At 39.6% G+C, this 15,819-nt stretch carries 13 protein-coding genes and 1 other annotated feature; of the genes, 12 read left to right on the top strand and 1 reads right to left on the bottom strand.

All coding sequences use genetic code 11. From position 1 onward, the window contains the following. The first annotated feature begins 31 nt into the window (after nucleotides 1-31). The 5 genes from CC204_RS01545 to CC204_RS01565 all read left to right on the top strand — a co-directional run bounded on the left by CC204_RS01545 (nucleotide 32) and on the right by CC204_RS01565 (nucleotide 7,052). Nucleotides 32-658: an NADPH-dependent FMN reductase gene (locus CC204_RS01545; protein ID WP_088268493.1), complete on the top strand. Its 627-nt coding sequence runs from the start codon at nucleotides 32-34 to the stop codon at nucleotides 656-658. Beyond that, nucleotides 655-3,081: a flavocytochrome c gene (locus CC204_RS01550; RefSeq protein WP_088268494.1), complete on the top strand. Its 2,427-nt coding sequence runs from the start codon at nucleotides 655-657 to the stop codon at nucleotides 3,079-3,081. Before CC204_RS01545 ends, CC204_RS01550 begins: the two co-directional genes overlap by 4 nt. A gap of 27 nt (nucleotides 3,082-3,108) precedes the next feature. Then, complete coding sequence (locus CC204_RS01555; protein WP_088268495.1) at nucleotides 3,109-4,338, top strand: L-lactate MFS transporter; 1,230 nt, start codon at nucleotides 3,109-3,111, stop codon at nucleotides 4,336-4,338. Between the two features lie 174 nt (nucleotides 4,339-4,512). After that, complete coding sequence (locus tag CC204_RS01560; RefSeq protein ID WP_227011212.1) at nucleotides 4,513-5,661, top strand: 2-methylaconitate cis-trans isomerase PrpF family protein; 1,149 nt, start codon at nucleotides 4,513-4,515, stop codon at nucleotides 5,659-5,661. A 23-nt stretch (nucleotides 5,662-5,684) separates the two neighbouring features. Beyond that, nucleotides 5,685-7,052: a CitMHS family transporter gene (locus CC204_RS01565; RefSeq protein ID WP_088268497.1), complete on the top strand. Its 1,368-nt coding sequence runs from the start codon at nucleotides 5,685-5,687 to the stop codon at nucleotides 7,050-7,052. On the opposite strand, the gene CC204_RS01570 is transcribed toward CC204_RS01565, so the two are convergent. Further along, complete coding sequence (locus tag CC204_RS01570; protein WP_088271628.1) at nucleotides 7,044-7,961, bottom strand: LysR family transcriptional regulator; 918 nt, start codon at nucleotides 7,959-7,961, stop codon at nucleotides 7,044-7,046. The genes CC204_RS01565 and CC204_RS01570 overlap by 9 nt on opposite strands. A gap of 85 nt (nucleotides 7,962-8,046) precedes the next feature. Between CC204_RS01570 and acnA the strand changes: the two genes are divergently transcribed. From acnA to CC204_RS01605, 7 genes are all read left to right on the top strand, one after another. Continuing rightward, nucleotides 8,047-10,719 carry an aconitate hydratase AcnA gene (acnA, locus tag CC204_RS01575; RefSeq protein ID WP_088268498.1) on the top strand — a complete coding sequence of 891 codons (2,673 nt, stop codon included), beginning with the start codon at nucleotides 8,047-8,049 and terminating at the stop codon, nucleotides 10,717-10,719. 22 nt (nucleotides 10,720-10,741) lie between these two features. Beyond that, nucleotides 10,742-11,446 carry a GntR family transcriptional regulator gene (locus tag CC204_RS01580; RefSeq protein WP_088268499.1) on the top strand — a complete coding sequence of 235 codons (705 nt, stop codon included), beginning with the start codon at nucleotides 10,742-10,744 and terminating at the stop codon, nucleotides 11,444-11,446. Nucleotides 11,447-11,635: 189 nt separating this feature from the next. After that, the gene (locus CC204_RS01585) at nucleotides 11,636-12,820 is read left to right on the top strand and encodes an FtsW/RodA/SpoVE family cell cycle protein (RefSeq protein ID WP_088268500.1); all 1,185 of its coding nucleotides are present in this window, start codon (nucleotides 11,636-11,638) and stop codon (nucleotides 12,818-12,820) included. An 18-nt stretch (nucleotides 12,821-12,838) separates the two neighbouring features. Beyond that, the gene (locus CC204_RS01590; protein WP_088268501.1) at nucleotides 12,839-13,195 is read left to right on the top strand and encodes an arsenate reductase family protein; all 357 of its coding nucleotides are present in this window, start codon (nucleotides 12,839-12,841) and stop codon (nucleotides 13,193-13,195) included. After that, nucleotides 13,192-13,524 (top strand): glycine cleavage system H family protein, encoded by a 333-nt coding sequence (locus tag CC204_RS01595; RefSeq protein ID WP_308422465.1) that lies wholly within the window; start codon nucleotides 13,192-13,194, stop codon nucleotides 13,522-13,524. The genes CC204_RS01590 and CC204_RS01595 overlap by 4 nt, the downstream gene beginning before the upstream one ends. A gap of 55 nt (nucleotides 13,525-13,579) precedes the next feature. Continuing rightward, nucleotides 13,580-13,825: a binding site (T-box leader), on the top strand. A 265-nt stretch (nucleotides 13,826-14,090) separates the two neighbouring features. After that, complete coding sequence (locus CC204_RS01600) at nucleotides 14,091-15,128, top strand: methionine ABC transporter ATP-binding protein (RefSeq protein ID WP_088268503.1); 1,038 nt, start codon at nucleotides 14,091-14,093, stop codon at nucleotides 15,126-15,128. Between the two features lie 49 nt (nucleotides 15,129-15,177). Next, on the top strand, nucleotides 15,178-15,807 hold the full coding sequence (locus CC204_RS01605) for a methionine ABC transporter permease (RefSeq protein ID WP_188634471.1): 630 nt from the start codon (nucleotides 15,178-15,180) through the stop codon (nucleotides 15,805-15,807). Nucleotides 15,808-15,819: the final 12 nt, after the last annotated feature.

A 15,819-nucleotide genomic window follows, 5' to 3' on the forward strand; every position in this document is an offset into this window, starting at 1 on the left:
TATGATTTCACAATTAGAAAGAAGGTATATTATGAAATTTATTGGGATCGTAGGAACAAATTCAGCGCATTCGACAAACCGTAAGTTACTACAATTTATGCGTGATCATTTTTCAGAAACTGCAGAGATCGAAGTTTGTGAGATCGGTGATTTTCCAGCGTTTAATGAGCCAAAAAATAAGGTTGCACCAGAAGGAATTAGTGTATTATCAGAAAAAATCAACGAGGCAGATGGGGTGATCATTAGTACACCAGAATATGATCATTCGATTCCTGCTGTATTAAAAAGTTTGATCGAATGGCTTTCGTATACAACAAGACCTTTGATCGATAAACCTGTGATGGTCGTCGGTGCCTCACATGGGTCACTTGGCTCTTCAAGAGCACAAGCACATTTACGTCAGATTTTAGATGCACCAGAGCTGAAAGCTAGAATCATGCCTGGTTCAGAGTTCTTACTAGGACATTCTCTACAAGCGTTTGATGAAAATGGAGAGTTGCTTTATTCAGAAAAAGTAGCAGAATTGGATGAATGCTTTGAAGAGTTTTGCTTATTCGTCTCAATTACCAATCAACTAGTTAAAGATCATCGTTTTAAAATGGAACAAAATAGAAAATTTACATGGGAGCAACTTGCTGAAGGGGGAGAAAGAGCATGAAATTTATCGGAATCGTAGGGACAAATGCCCAAGAATCGTATAACCGTCTGCTTTTACGGTTTATGCAGAAGCATTTCAGTAATAAAGCAGAGATTGAAATTTTAGAATTAACAAATGTGCCAATGTTTAACGAAACAAATGACCAATCAGACAGTGAGATCATTCAGGAATTCAACCGTAAAATTACGGAAGCAGACGGCGTCATCATTGCGACTCCAGAACATAACCATTCTATCCCTTCAGCCCTTAAAAGCATTCTTGAGTGGCTATCTTTTAATCTTCATCCATTTGATGGAAAGCCAGTGATGATCGTTGGAGCATCATATGACGTGCAGGGTTCTTCTCGTGCGCAGCTTCATTTGCGTCAAATTTTAGATGCTCCAGGAGTCAATGCAACTGTCATGCCTGGTTATGAATTCTTGTTGGGTCGTGCGCATCAAGCGTTTGATGAGGAAGGCAATATCAAAGAAGAGCGTACGATCGACTTCTTGGAAAGCTGTTTCTGGCGTTTTATGCGCTTTACAGAAATTGCTAACTTATTGAACGTTCCAGAAGATGTGACTTTTGAACCAGGAGACTACACGGTTACTGCACCAGGACATAACGGTGATCTGCCGATGGTCGTTACGTTGACGACAGATCGAATCGAGTCGATCGATATTGATACGAGTGGAGAATCAGAAGGAATTGCAGACGTTGTATTTACAAGAATCCCGACACAAATTTTGGAAGGACAGACATTGAATGTTGATGTGCTTTCCGGGGCTTCTGTAACGAGTAACGGTGTGATCGATGGTGTAGCAAAAGCGGTGAAAATGGCTGGAGCAAACCCAGATGTTCTTAGAAAACGTCCGAAAGCACCAAGCACGGTAGCAGAAGATGCTGAATACACAACAGACGTAGTAGTTGTGGGTGCTGGTGGAGCTGGATTAGCTGCTGCAGCAAGTGTCCTACAGGAAGGCAAAAAAGTCATTGTTGTCGAAAAATTCCCAGCTGTTGGTGGAAATACCGTTCGTACAGGAGGTCCGATGAACGCAGCGGATCCAGAATGGCAAAACACCTTTGAGGCGATTTCAGGAGAAAGTCATACGTTGAAAGAAATGATTGAGATCGATGAAGAGTCGATCGATCCAGAATATATAGAAGATTTCCGATTACTAAAACAACAAATCGAAAACTATTTGAATGAAAATGAAGGGAAAACAGGTTATCTATTCGATTCTGCAATTTTCCATCGGATGCAGACTTACCTTGGAGGAAAACGGACAGACCAAGAAGGAAATGTCATCTATGGCCAGTATGATTTAGTGAAAATTCTAACAGATCAAGCACTTGATTCGGTTAAATGGTTAGAAGAAATCGGTGTTGAATTTGACTCAGAAGATGTGACTATGCCTGTTGGTGCTTTGTGGCGTCGTGGACACAAGCCATTGAAAAACGAAGGCTATGCATTTGTTTCAGCCCTTCAATCGTTTGTTGAAACGAATGGTGGAACGATCATTACAGATACAGCTGTAGATGAATTGATTATTGAGAATGGTAAGATTACTGGAATCATTGGTTCAGGAGCTGGTGGTCAAAGTGTAACAGTTCATGCCAATGCTGTTGTGCTAGCTTCTGGAGGATTTGGCGCAAACACGAAAATGCTGAAAGAGTACAACACTTATTGGACTGAAATCGATGATGATATCAAAACATCGAATTCCCCTGCTATTACAGGAGATGGTATTCTCTTAGGACAAAGCGTTGGCGCAGATCTAGTTGGAATGGGCTTTTCTCAAATGATGCCAGTTTCAGATCCGGAAACAGGTGCTCTGTTTAGTGGATTACAAGTACCACCACAAAACTTTGTAATGGTCAATCAAGAAGGAAAACGTTTTGTTAACGAATATGGCAGTCGAGATGCCTTGACTCAAGCAGCGATCGATAATGGCGGACTGTTCTATTTGATTGCGGATGATGAAATCAAAAAGACTGCATATAATACGACTCAAGAAAAAATCGATCGTCAGGTGGCTGCTGGAACCTTGTTCCGTTCTGACACATTAGAAGGATTAGCTGAACAACTTGGAATGGACCCTGTTGTATTTGTAGAAACTATTGATAACTATAATCGTTATGTCGATCAAGGAAACGATCCGGAATTTGGCAAAGATGTATTTGATCTAAAAGTATCTGTTGCACCATTTTATGCCACACCAAGAAAACCAGCAGTGCACCATACGATGGGTGGACTAAAAATCGACACTGAAACGCATGTTTTAGATAAATCAGGAAAGATCATTCCAGGACTTTATGCTGCTGGAGAAGTAGCAGGAGGAATTCACGCGGGCAATCGCTTAGGCGGAAATTCATTGACAGATATCTTTACATTTGGCCGAATTGCAGGAAAAACAGCATTGAACGATACACATACAGACTAACCTAACGAGAGATATGGAGGAGTAAAAATGAATGCTAAAGTAAATCGATGGCAAGTGCTGATTGCTTCCACAGCTGTATTATTATGTACAGGTGCAGTCTATGCATTTAGTGTTTTTGCAGGTCCGTTAAGCGTTGAAAAAGGCTGGACGATGACGGAGATCATGCTCGCTTTCACGATAAATGCAGCGATAGGTCCAATTCCCATGATTTTTGGCGGATTTCTTACAGATAAAGGATTAGCTAAGTGGGCGATCATTATTGGTGGTTTATTATTTGGTCTAGGATTTTTATTGACTGGTTTTGTGACAAGTCCAGGAATGCTGTATTTGACTTATGGGCTCATTGGCGGCTTTGGACAAGGATTAGCTTATTCTGGTTGTCTTAGTAATACAATCAAGTTGTTTCCAGATAAAAAAGGATTAGCTTCTGGCATTATTACGGCAGGAATGGGTGGAGCTGCGATCATAGCGGCTCCGATAGGTAACTATTTTATCCAAAATAACGATGTGTTTTACGCGTTTCGATTCTTGGGAATTGCGTATATCATAGTGATCGTTATTGCCAGTTTTTTCATTAAAACAGCTCCAGCAGATTATCTACCAGAGGGCTTTACACCGCCTGAAATGATGCGTGGAGGAAAACTGATCAACAAAAATTGGAAACAAATGCTACGCTCTCCTTATTTTTATCTAATTTTCTTTATGTTATGTACGGGGGCATTTTCTGGTTTAATGATCGCTTCAAATGCTTCTGTGATCGGGCAGCAAATGTTTGGCTTAAGTGCAGGAACCGCCGCTTTTTATGTAAGCTTATATTCTTTGAGCAATTGTGCTGGCCGAGTTTTGTGGGGATCTGTCTCTGATAAGCTAGGTCGAAATAAGACATTGAATATTATTTTGAGTGTGATCATTTCGGCGCTGATCGTATTGACTGTCTTATCGAGTCAGCTTGGATTTGCTATTGGAATCATTGCACTAGGATTGTGTTTTGGCGGCGTGATGGGTGTTTTTCCACCGATTGTTATGGAAAATTATGGTCCTGTCAATCAAGGGGTCAATTACGGCATAGTATTTATTGGTTACTCAACGGCTGCTTTTTTTGCACCTAGAGTAGCAGTGAGTATGGCTTCAGCTAGCGGTGGTAGTTTTACTAAAGCATTTTATGTTGCAATTGTTGTGGCTTGTATTGGATTGATTTTGAACATTAGCTATAGTCAAATGAAAAAAACTAAAGCAAATGACATAGTAGAAGCATAAATAAATGATTTACCATAGATAAAAGCAGACAGGTTTCTTGATCGAAAGAAGCTTGCCTGCTTTTTTTTGATAGTTAATCGAGTAGTAAATGATAATAAGTATCACTGATGTTTATTATCAAAAACATTGATTGTACTTCGGTTTCTATCAAACATATAATGATGTCAGATAGGAGTGATAGCATTGAAAAAAATCGATTGTAGTATTTATAGAGGAGGGACAAGTAAAGGCGTTTTTCTATTAAAAAAAGACTTAGCTGAGTTTGGTGAAAATTATGATGAGGTGCTGCTTAAGATAATGGGCAGTCCAGATGTACGACAAATCGATGGCTTAGGCGGAGCTGTCTCTACTACAAGTAAGGTTGCCATCATTTCACCTGAAGAAAAAGAAGCGTGGGATGTAAATTATACGTTTGCTCAAGTAGCGATCGATAAACCAATCGTTTCATATGCTGGGAATTGTGGAAATATTTCTTCAGCTGTTGGTGTATTCGCAATTGAAAGCGGTTTAGTAAAAGCGACTGATCCGATAACGACCGTTAAAGTATATAACACGAATACAAAGAAAGTGATCTATGAGCATATTCCTACGCCTGACGGAAAATTAAGTTATGAAGGCGACTTCAAAATATCTGGAGTACCTGGGAGCGGATTAAAAATCGAGTTGGAATTTATTGATCCTGCTGGTTCAATGACTGGAAAACTATTACCAACGGGCAATGTAGTAGATACATTAACGATCGAAGGATTAGGTGAAATAGAGGTATCGATCGTTGATGCAGCAAATCCTCTCGTTTTTGTAGAAGCAGATCGGGTTGGTTTGACCGGAAAAGAAAGCGCTTCGGAAATAGATAATAGTGACGACCGATTAGCTTTGCTGGAAAAAATCAGAGGAGCAGCGGCAGAAAAATTAGGGTTCGTCAAAGCGGCAGATCAAAGCGCAAAAGAATCACCGGGAGTGCCTAAACTAACTTTAGTGAGTAAAGCTGAAACTTACACAACTGTCAGTGGCGAAACGATTTCATCAGATAGCTATGACTTAGCTGTTCGGATGATGAGTATGCAAAGAGCGCACAAAACGATTGCTTTAACAGGTGCACTTTGTACTGCAGCAGCTTGTGTGATACCTGGTACGATTCCAAATCAGCTTCTTAAGAAAAAGAATCAGTTGAACCATCAAACAAAATTGTGCTTTGGTCATGGCGATGGCTTGATCGAAACGACTATCGATTATGAAAAATCAAAAGAAGGTGACGCAATCATTCGTTCTATTTCATCCTATAGAACAGCAAGAAAGATTTTAACGGGTACGGTATTTTTTTAGATTAAAAAGGAGATGAAAAGAGTATGTTGGCTTTATTGGGATATTTGATGATCATTGTATTCATGGCACTATTACTTTCAAAAAAAATCTCCCCTTTTGCAGGGTTGATTCTTGTGCCATTGGCATTTGGGTTTATTGCAGCGGGATATACAGGGCAATCATTCTTAAATGTATTTGAGTGGATCTATGAAGGGTTATATTATCAAGTCGCCGGTGGCAAAGTGAAATCAGGTGTTGCACCGACGATCACTTTATTGTTATTTGCTATTTTATATTTCTCGATCATGTTAGATGTTGGTCTTTTTGATCCGTTAAGTAAGGTCTTGATCAAGTGGGCAAAAGGAGATCCACTTCGACTTTGTGTGGCTACAGCAGTTATTTCGATGATCGTTTCTTTAGACGGTGACGGAACAACAACTGTATTGATCGTAACTGCAGCGGTTTTATCTCTATTTAAAAAAATGAAGATGCGGCAGCTCTATCTAGCAGTATTGATTGCCATACCTAATTCGATCATGAATTTAGTGCCGTGGAGTGGACCAATGGCTAGGGCCATGCCGGTGCTGAATATTGGCCCCAAAGAATTTTTCTTACCCTTGATTCCGGGAATGATCGGAGCAATGCTCCTCACAGCGTATATGGCGTATAGTTACGGAAAAAAAGAGCGTGTAAGATTAGGCTATACAGCAGAGAAAAGTATTGTCACAGATGAAGATTTAACGGCGATCATGTCTTCTCTAGATGAAGATCCAGAGAGCTTGAAACGTCCCAAACTATTACTGTTCAACTTTATTTTGACGATTTTCATCATGGCGTTACTGATATTGGATACTGTCAATGGTGGAATACTATTCTTAGTTGGAACGAGTATCGCACTGATCGTTAACTACAAAAATCCTGTGCTTCAAGCGCAACGATTGACTGCAAATGGTTCAGAAGCGCTAGGACCTGTGAGTTTAGTTTTTGGTGCAGGTGTTATTATGGGTGTGCTGAATGGTAGTGGAATGAGTGAAGGAATTGCGCAGCATATTGTTTCCTTACTGCCTGAAAGTATGGGCGGCTATATTCCTCTTTTACTGGCATTGATTTCTTTACCAGGGCTGTTTTTCTTACCGAATGATGCGTTTTACTTTGGTATTTTGCCTGTGATCGCACCGATTGCGTATACATTTGGCGCGACTCCAGTAAATATTGGGGTAGCTTCGTTGATCGGGCAAGCTGTGCGTTTTGCCAGTCCTTTGGTGGCGTTCCTTTACGTGTTAGTTGATCGTACAGAAGTCAGCTTTGGAGATTATCAAAAAGAATACTTAAAATGGGGAATCCCCAGCTACTTCATTCAATTAGCGATCGCGATCTTGATCGGGGCTATTCCTTTGCCATTTTTAAATTAATGTTTTACAAAGGTCAATAAATTCACGTGTATAGGGTGGAAGTATCCGATTTTTACGATAACCGATCAGCACTTCTGTAGAAAATAAATGTTCATCAGGCTGACTGATCGAAAAGAAATAGGGGCGTTCTTTTAGATTCAGATGTTCTACATGGTTTTCGTAAACGAAGGATACTCCATATCCAGCAACTGTTAGATTGAGAGCTGTTTCGATATTTTTTGTGTAAAATAAATTCTTTGGTTTAATTTGATAATAGCGGAAAATTTTTTCGGCCATTTGACCTGTCCTTTGGTTGGGAAAGTGTAAAATAAACCGCTCATCTTTAAGCTGTCGTAAATCAAAATAGGGATATTTGGGTTGAGATGTTTCTGGAAGCAGATCAGCTGTAAGAAATGATCTTGGAACAGCTAGTAATATTTTTTCTCTACGGACGATTTCGTAATCCATATTTAAGAAACGGTCAGGTTTATTCATGATAATAATATCTGCACGCCCATCTTGTATTTTCTTCTCAAGAACAACAGAAGCATCCTCACTCAATTCAATTTGAACATTTGGATAAAGCGTATTGAATTTAGGCAATATTTCAGGCAGCAAATAGGAACTGCGTAATAAAGGAATCGCTAAGCGGATTTTACCGTAGCGTTGTTCCAACATTGTTTCCAGCTTACTTTGGAAATTATCTTTGATTTCAAGGATGCTTAATCCGGCAGCTAGATATTCTTCACCTAATAGGGTCAAAGAAAATTTTTTACCGATGATCTGAAACACTTGAAAACCTAGACGCTCTTCCATATTTTTTAAATACATGCTTAAAGAAGGCTGTGTGATATACAAGGATTCAGCTGCTTTGGTCAAATTTTCAAATTCTAAAATTGCACGAATATACTCAAAATCTTTTATTTCCATGAAATAGATACCCCTTTCATCTGTTTCTTTACTATCAATCATAAAGTATTTTCATATTAAAACAACATTTTTTGGAGGTCACTCGATGAAAAGAACAATAATAATTCAAAACAAGGAGTACACTTTTTTTAGTTTAAAGGCATTGGCTGAAAAAACGGGAGCCGATATTTCCCGTCTGCCATATTCCATCAGAATTTTACTGGAAAATATTTTACGTCAAGAAACAGCGGAAGGTGATAACGTCGTTCATCAATTAGTGGATTGGAACTTACCGAATAGTCAAAAAACCGAAATTCCCTTTAAACCAGGTCGAGTCATTTTACAAGACTTGACTGGAGGGGCTGCGATCGTAGACTTAGCTTCTTTGAGAAAAGCGGTGAAAGATTTTGGACAGGATCCCAAGATCATCAATCCAGAAATTCCGGTTGATCTAGTGATCGATCATTCAGTTCAAGTTGATTTTGCAGGGTTAAAAACAGCATTTCAGAAAAATGAAGAGCTGGAATTTGTGCGAAATATGGAACGCTACAGTTTCTTTAAATGGGCAGAGCAATCCTTTGATTCGTTTAGAGTGGTTCCGCCGGCAACCGGGATCGTTCACCAAGTCAATTTAGAATATCTGGCGGATGTCGTAACGGAAAGAGACACTAAAAACGAAAACCTTCTTTTCCCAGATACTTTAGTAGGGACAGATTCACATACAACAATGATCAATGCACTAGGAGTTTTAGGCTGGGGAGTTGGCGGAATCGAAGCAGAAGCAGGGATGTTAGGACAGCCATGTTATTTAACGACACCTGATGTTATTGGTGTTCGTTTAACTGGGTCACTTAAAAATGGCGCGACTGCTACAGATTTAGCTTTGACGCTTACGCAGCTATTACGAGAAAAAAATGTTGTTGGAAAATTTGTTGAATACTTTGGCGAAGGTCTCGCTCATTTGACTGTATCGGATCGTTCTGTTGTAGCAAATATGGCACCTGAATATGGGGCAACCTGCGGATTTTTCCCGATTGATCAAGAAACGCTCAACTATTTAGATTTCAGCGGAAGAGATCCTGAACAACGAGCGATCATTGAAGCCTATGTAAAAGAAAATCAGCTATTTTATGACGCTGCGAAAGAAGCAGACTATACAGAAATCATCGAATTGAACCTAAGCGACATCGAACCGAGCTTAGCAGGACCCAAACGTCCGCAAGATTTGGTGCCGCTATCAAAAGTCAAACAAGGATTCATCGATTCGCTTACGAAGCCTAATGGGAACAGTGGGTACGGTTTAGCAGCAGGAGAAGAAAAGAAACAAGCAACGATCAACTATGAAGATGGTACACAAGAGACGATCGAAACAGGAGCAGTCGTTATTGCTTCGATCACAAGTTGTACAAATACAAGTAATCCGTTCATCGTGTTGAGTGCAGGACTACTTGCAAAAAAAGCAGTTGAAAAAGGGTTATCAGTGAAACAATACGTGAAAACATCATTGTCGCCTGGTTCAAAAGTAGCAACACGTTATTTTGAAGATGCTGGATTACTTCCGTACTTAGAAAAACTAGGGTTTGATGTGATTGGTTATGGCTGTATGACCTGTGTTGGAAACTCTGGACCACTGGATGAAACGATCAGCCAAGTGATCCAAGATGAAAATTTACTTGTTTCAGCTGTCCTCAGCGGCAATCGTAATTTTGAAGGACGTATCCATGCTGATGTAAAAGCAGGCTATCTAGCAGCACCGCACTTAGTGATTGCCTACGCTCTAGCTGGAAATGTCAATGTTGATCTGACAACAGAACCATTAGGCTATGACTCAGAAGGCGCGCCAGTCTATCTGAAAGACATCATGCCGAGCAATGAAGAAGTGGAACAGTTGATCAATCGTTATGTCAAAACAGACCTATACAAAGAAGAATATGGTTCTGTGTTTAACTCAAATCAACGCTGGAACAATATTGAAACAACGCCATCAATGACCTATGAATGGGATGAAAGATCGACTTATATTGCCAATCCGCCTTATTTTGAAGCGCTGGAATCTCAAGCTCAGCCGATCCAAGCATTAAAGAATCAACGAGTATTGGCTAAATTGGGCGATTCGATCACGACGGATCACCTTTCTCCTGTGGGCTCGATTCCGTTACAGTCACCTGCGGGTAGATATTTGACAGAACACGGTGTGCGACCTCAAGCCTTTAACTCTTATGGCAGTCGACGCGGCAATCACGAAGTGATGGTACGCGGAACACTGAATAACATTCGATTACGTAATGAATTAGCCGATGGGAAAGAAGGCGGATATACAAAACATTTTCCAACTGGAGAAATCTTGACGATATTTGATGCAAGTGAAAAATATCTCAAAGAAGATGGTGGTTTGCTTATCTTAGCTGGAGAAGACTATGGCATGGGTTCTTCTAGAGACTGGGCAGCGAAAGGTGTTCGGCTGCTTGGTGTGAATACAGTGATCGCTAAAAGTTTTGAACGAATCCATCGCTCGAATCTATTGATGATGGGCGTTTTACCACTTCAATTTGTTGAGGGACAGGATGCAGATAGTTTAGGCTTGACTGGCGAGGAAAGCTTTGACTTCATTATTGATGACTCGATCAAACCAAATGACATCATTAGTGTTCGCGCGACAAGTCCAAATGGCGATGTGACTGGATTTAAAGTACGTGCAAGATTTGAGTCAGAAACAGAGATCGATTATTACCGAAATCAAGAGATTCTACCAATGGTACTAAGAAACAAACTAAGCTAAAAAACAAATAGGAGCAAACCAAATGACACATATGATAGATGTAGCTGAAATTGTTGCAGAAAACTTAGACTTCAGTAGCACAAAATCATTGAAAACAGTGGTATATTCAGCGTTGAAAAAAACGATCTTAAATGGGGAAATCCCAGCAGGGACAAGGATCAATGAATTATTTCTTTGCAACAAAGTGAGTATCAGTAGAACACCGTTACGATCCGCCCTGCACCGTCTTCATGATGAAAACCTCTTAGAATATGTGCCGGGGAGCGGGATGATCGTCAAAGGAATCACGAGCAAAGATGCGTATGAAATTTTCACCATTAGAAAATCGCTAGATCGATTAGCAACAATCACTGCGATGCACGAAATGAATGATCATGATTTTGAAGAGTTCGAACAAATCGTATCGCTCATGCAAAAGCAGGGAGAAAACAGTGAGAAATTGGCTTCTATATTCACTGAATTCAACGAATTTATTTACTCTAAGAGTCAGTTGTTTCGACTTAGAGATACGAGGGAAAACATCCAAAACTATTTAAGCTATTTTAGAGAATTATCTGTGCATTCGAATGACCGAAGAGCGAATGCGATCGAAGACCATGTGAAACTTTACTATTATATGAAAACAAAAAATGAGAAACAGGTAGAGCTTCTTTTGGACGAACATTTGGAAAATGCGCTGGACGGCATCTTAAGTGAGATGGATAGAAAGGTGCTGCAGGCAATCTAAGATTTCATCTAATTGACACGGAAAAAAATATTCGTAAAAATGAAAGCACCACTTACTTAGATTGTAAGTGGTGCTCTTCTTTAAAGCTGATTCTCTAAAGTTTTTCCAAAATCCTTAAGTCTACACTTTCTTTTCTATCCATAGAAAGTTATAATAAAAAGCGTATGATTCAAGGAAAAGGGATGACGAATGAATAAAAATAAATTACTAAATAATTTAGATAATCGAATCGACTACGGAGTGATCTTGCCTGTTTTTCTTCTGTCGATCATAGGAATACTTTCATTATATGTAGCATTGAGCAATGATCCGTTACGGCCTGAGATAGGGAATATGTTGATGAAGCAAGGTCTATGGTACCTTGTTGGCGGCATAAGTATCGTTGTGGTAATGCATTTTAACTCGAAGTTACTTTGGCGGTTGACACCGATTTTTTACGCGATTGGTCTTGTGATGATGGGCCTATTGTTAAAATTTTATGATCCTTATTTAGAGTCACAAACAGGGTCTAAAAACTGGATTTCTTTTGGTGGTACGACATTTCAGCCATCTGAATTGATGAAAATTGCTTTTATTTTGATGCTAGCTTATATTGTCACGATGCATAATGTGAAGAACGTTGATCGGACCTTGAAATCTGATTTTTGGCTGATCGGTAAGATGCTCTTGGTTACGATGCCAGTGCTTATCTTGATTTTACTACAGGATGACTTTGGAACGATGTTGGTTTTCCTTGCGATTTTTAGCGGTGTCTTCTTGATGTCAGGAATTTCCTGGAAGATTATTGTACCAACCTTTTTAGTGGCTGTCTTGATTGGGGCTGGAACGATTTATCTTGTGACAACAACAGCAGGGCGTGAGTTTCTTTATTCTGTTGGATTTAAGTCTTATCAGTTTGAACGGATCGACTTATGGATGAAGCCATTTCATCATGATCCAAATCGTTCGCAGCAACCAGCGCTTGCATTGACTGCTATTGGTTCAGGCGGATTATTTGGTAAAGGATTCAATAATAGCGATGTGTATGTGCCGGTCAGAGAATCAGATATGATTTTCACAGTTGTGGGAGAAAACTTTGGTTTCATTGGCGGATGTTTTATTATTTTGCTATACTTTATCTTGATTTACCGCATGATCAAAGTTTGTTTCGAGACGAATAATGAATTTTATGCGTATATTGCGACGGGAATCATCATGATGATTTTGTTCCACGTATTTGAAAATATCGGTGCAAACATTGGACTTCTACCGTTGACAGGAATACCGTTGCCATTTATTAGTCAAGGTGGGTCATCTATTTTAGGAAATATGCTGGGCGTAGGTTTGATCATGTCCATGAAATATCAAAAAGAAGCAGTGATTGAAGAATATTAAACGAAAGAAGGCGTTAGAATGTATACATTTTTCTGGTATCCAAAGTGTTCAACATGTAAAAAGGCAAAGGCTTGGTTAGATGAAAAACAGGTCAATTATGAAACGATCGACATGATCGAAAATCCGCCAACAGCGAAACAATTAGCAAGCTGGATGGAGCAAAGTGATCTGCCTGTTCGTCGTTTCTTCAATACAAGCGGTATTCGTTATAGAGAACAAGGCTTGAAAGACAAAGTCAATGACTTTTCGATCAAAGAAGCCAGCGAACTTTTAGCGACAGACGGCATGTTGATCAAACGTCCGATTTTTGTTAAAGGAGATCAATTTTTAGCGAACGGATTTAAAGAATCTGATTACGAAGGAGCTATTCAATAATGGCTGAAGAAATAAAAATCATTGATAACCTATGGGTTTTGAAAACCGTTGAAGGATACAAGATAGGCTTGACCAATGAAGCACAAGAAGAATTAGGCAATATCACTTTTGCAACATTACCAAAAGTGGGTCAAGAATTAAAAAAAGGTGATTCCTTGATTGAAGTGGAAGCAGAAAAAGCGGTTAGTGAATTTAGTTCACCGGTAACTGGAACGGTTGCTTCTATCAATGAAGCTGCTGAAAATGAGCCAAGTGTCCTTGATGACCCTAATCAAACGAATGCATGGATCGCGATTTTAACTGACGTTAACGAAGAAGAGCTAGTATAAGCATAAAAATGTTTGACAAGTGTTTTGGTTGTTGCTATAATTTCATCAATATAAATTGAAAGCTTTGAAAAGAAGAGTACATGTCAAAAGTGTTTTAAAGAGAGCCTTGTTTGCTGAAAATAGGCAACGTGATTGATATGGAAGATGGTCTTTGAGCAGAATAAGTGAGCATGAGTAAACTTATTACGGGTGTGCCCGTTACAGCACCACAGTATACGAATTCAAGTACTGTATAAGGCTATTATTGTGAAATGATAGTAAATCAAGGTGGTAACACGAAAGACAAGCTTTCGTCCTTTTGTCAAATAAGACATAAGGGCGGAAGCTTTTTGTATGTTCAACACAGGTTACTTAGTAACCTGATGTTGAACAGTACTTGGCGAACAAAGTGAGCGAAGTTACGTTACTAGTGAAACAAGCCAATTTTTCATTGAAGGTACTAGAATCAAAAAATCAAAGTATCCACAGTTTAAAACATACGCTCGATCACCAAGATAAGTCTAACCATACCGCTAAACATATAGTATACTTAAACAAGCAAAACAAAAGAAAGTCGAGGGGGAAAAATGCCTCTAATTGAATTACAACACGTAAAAAAACAATTTTCCGGTAAAAACGGGCAAGTAACAGCTGTCAATGATGTGTCATTATCTGTTGAGCAGAGCGACATTTATGGTATCGTAGGTTACTCTGGAGCAGGAAAGAGTACCTTGGTTCGTCTATTAAATGGCTTGGAACTGCCAACGGAAGGAGAAGTCATCATCCAAGGACACAATGTCGCGCAAATGGCCAATCGTGAACTTCGTCAGTTCCGCAAGAAGATCGGCATGATTTTCCAGCACTTCAATCTGCTATGGTCAAGAACGATTTTAGAAAATATCATGTTGCCATTAGAATTAGCCGGCGTACCTAAAAGTAGTAGAAAAGAGCGGGCACAGGAGCTTTTGACTTTAGTTGGTTTAGAAGGCAGAGGAGATGCTTATCCAAGTCAGTTGTCCGGTGGCCAAAAACAACGGGTGGGAATCGCCAGAGCATTGGCAAATAATCCCGAGATCCTGCTTTGTGATGAAGCAACCAGCGCTTTAGATCCGCAAACAACAGACGAAGTATTGGATCTACTACTTGAAATCAATAAAACATTGAATCTAACCATCGTGCTGATCACACACGAAATGCATGTGATCCGTAAAATTTGTAATAAGGTAGCTGTAATGGAGCTTGGACAAATCGTGGAAGAAGGAGACGTATTAGAAGTTTTCAGAAATCCCCAACAAGCTGTCACCAAACGCTTTGTTCAACAAGAACTGGAACCGAAAGAAGACACAGAAGAGCTACTTGGTGAGTTGATCAAAGAAAATCCAGCAGGTTTAGTCGTTACGCTTCAGTTTAGTGGAGACAATGCCAATGAACCAGTGATTTCTCAAGCGATTCGTCAGTTTAAAGTGGACATCAATGTCGTTCAAGGTCAAGTCCAGCAAGCAAAAGAAGGTGCCTTTGGAACCTTGACGGTCATGGTTTTAGGCGAACAAAGTGAAGTCGAAAAGACACTCGCTTTCTTCAAAGAAAAAGAAGTTGGGTTGGAGGTGATTCACCGTGGCGAATGAAACATTTGTTGAAAAGTACTTGAATTTTAGCCGGGTGAACCCAGAGTCAATGAAACAAGCGGCGGTCGATACATTGTTTATGACAGTCGTTGCAATGATTTTTGTCATTATTATCGGATTCTTGTTAGGATTGCTGTTATATAGCTTGAGCCGCAACAAGTCTCCTCTAGCGAAAATCAGCTATAGTGTTTTATCCGTTGTTAGTAATGTTTTCCGCTCGATTCCTTATATCGTATTGATCATCTTGTTGATGGATTTCTCTCGGAAATTAGTGGGAACAGGGATCGGTGCAAAAGCGGCTATCCCATCATTGATCGTATCTGCAGCACCCTTTTATGCTAGATTAGTTGAAATTGCGTTTCGTGAAGTGGATAGTGGTGTATTAGAAGCTGCTGATGCGATGGGGGCTTCCAAACTTCAAAAGATTTTTAAAGTCTTGATTCCGGAAAGTAAACCAGCATTATTATCAGGAATCACGTTAACAACGATCACGATGATCGGATTTACGGCGATGGCCGGAATCATCGGTGGTGGTGGTCTTGGTGGGTTAGCTTACCAAGAAGGATTTAGCCGGAACAATAATACAGTAACACTTGTAGCAACGATCTTGATTTTGGTGATTGTGTTTATCATTCAATTTGTCGGTGATCAATTAGTAAAACGTTCAGACAAACGATAAGCAATTAATATA

This window comes from Enterococcus wangshanyuanii (assembly GCF_002197645.1).
Taxonomy (GTDB): Bacteria; Bacillota; Bacilli; order Lactobacillales; family Enterococcaceae; genus Enterococcus_L; species Enterococcus_L wangshanyuanii.

What these genes read in the sequence shown, in the direction of transcription:
- CC204_RS01545 (WP_088268493.1), top strand. Translation starts at nt 32, where the DNA reads ATGAAATTTATTGGGATCGTAGGAACAAATTCAGCGCATTCGACAAAC.
- CC204_RS01550 (WP_088268494.1), top strand. Translation starts at nt 655, where the DNA reads ATGAAATTTATCGGAATCGTAGGGACAAATGCCCAAGAATCGTATAAC.
- CC204_RS01555 (WP_088268495.1), top strand. Translation starts at nt 3,109, where the DNA reads ATGAATGCTAAAGTAAATCGATGGCAAGTGCTGATTGCTTCCACAGCT.
- CC204_RS01565 (WP_088268497.1), top strand. Translation starts at nt 5,685, where the DNA reads ATGTTGGCTTTATTGGGATATTTGATGATCATTGTATTCATGGCACTA.
- CC204_RS01570 (WP_088271628.1), bottom strand. Translation starts at nt 7,961, where the DNA reads ATGGAAATAAAAGATTTTGAGTATATTCGTGCAATTTTAGAATTTGAA.
- acnA (WP_088268498.1), top strand. Translation starts at nt 8,047, where the DNA reads ATGAAAAGAACAATAATAATTCAAAACAAGGAGTACACTTTTTTTAGT.
- CC204_RS01580 (WP_088268499.1), top strand. Translation starts at nt 10,742, where the DNA reads ATGACACATATGATAGATGTAGCTGAAATTGTTGCAGAAAACTTAGAC.
- CC204_RS01585 (WP_088268500.1), top strand. Translation starts at nt 11,636, where the DNA reads ATGAATAAAAATAAATTACTAAATAATTTAGATAATCGAATCGACTAC.
- CC204_RS01590 (WP_088268501.1), top strand. Translation starts at nt 12,839, where the DNA reads ATGTATACATTTTTCTGGTATCCAAAGTGTTCAACATGTAAAAAGGCA.
- CC204_RS01600 (WP_088268503.1), top strand. Translation starts at nt 14,091, where the DNA reads ATGCCTCTAATTGAATTACAACACGTAAAAAAACAATTTTCCGGTAAA.
- CC204_RS01605 (WP_188634471.1), top strand. Translation starts at nt 15,178, where the DNA reads ATGAAACAAGCGGCGGTCGATACATTGTTTATGACAGTCGTTGCAATG.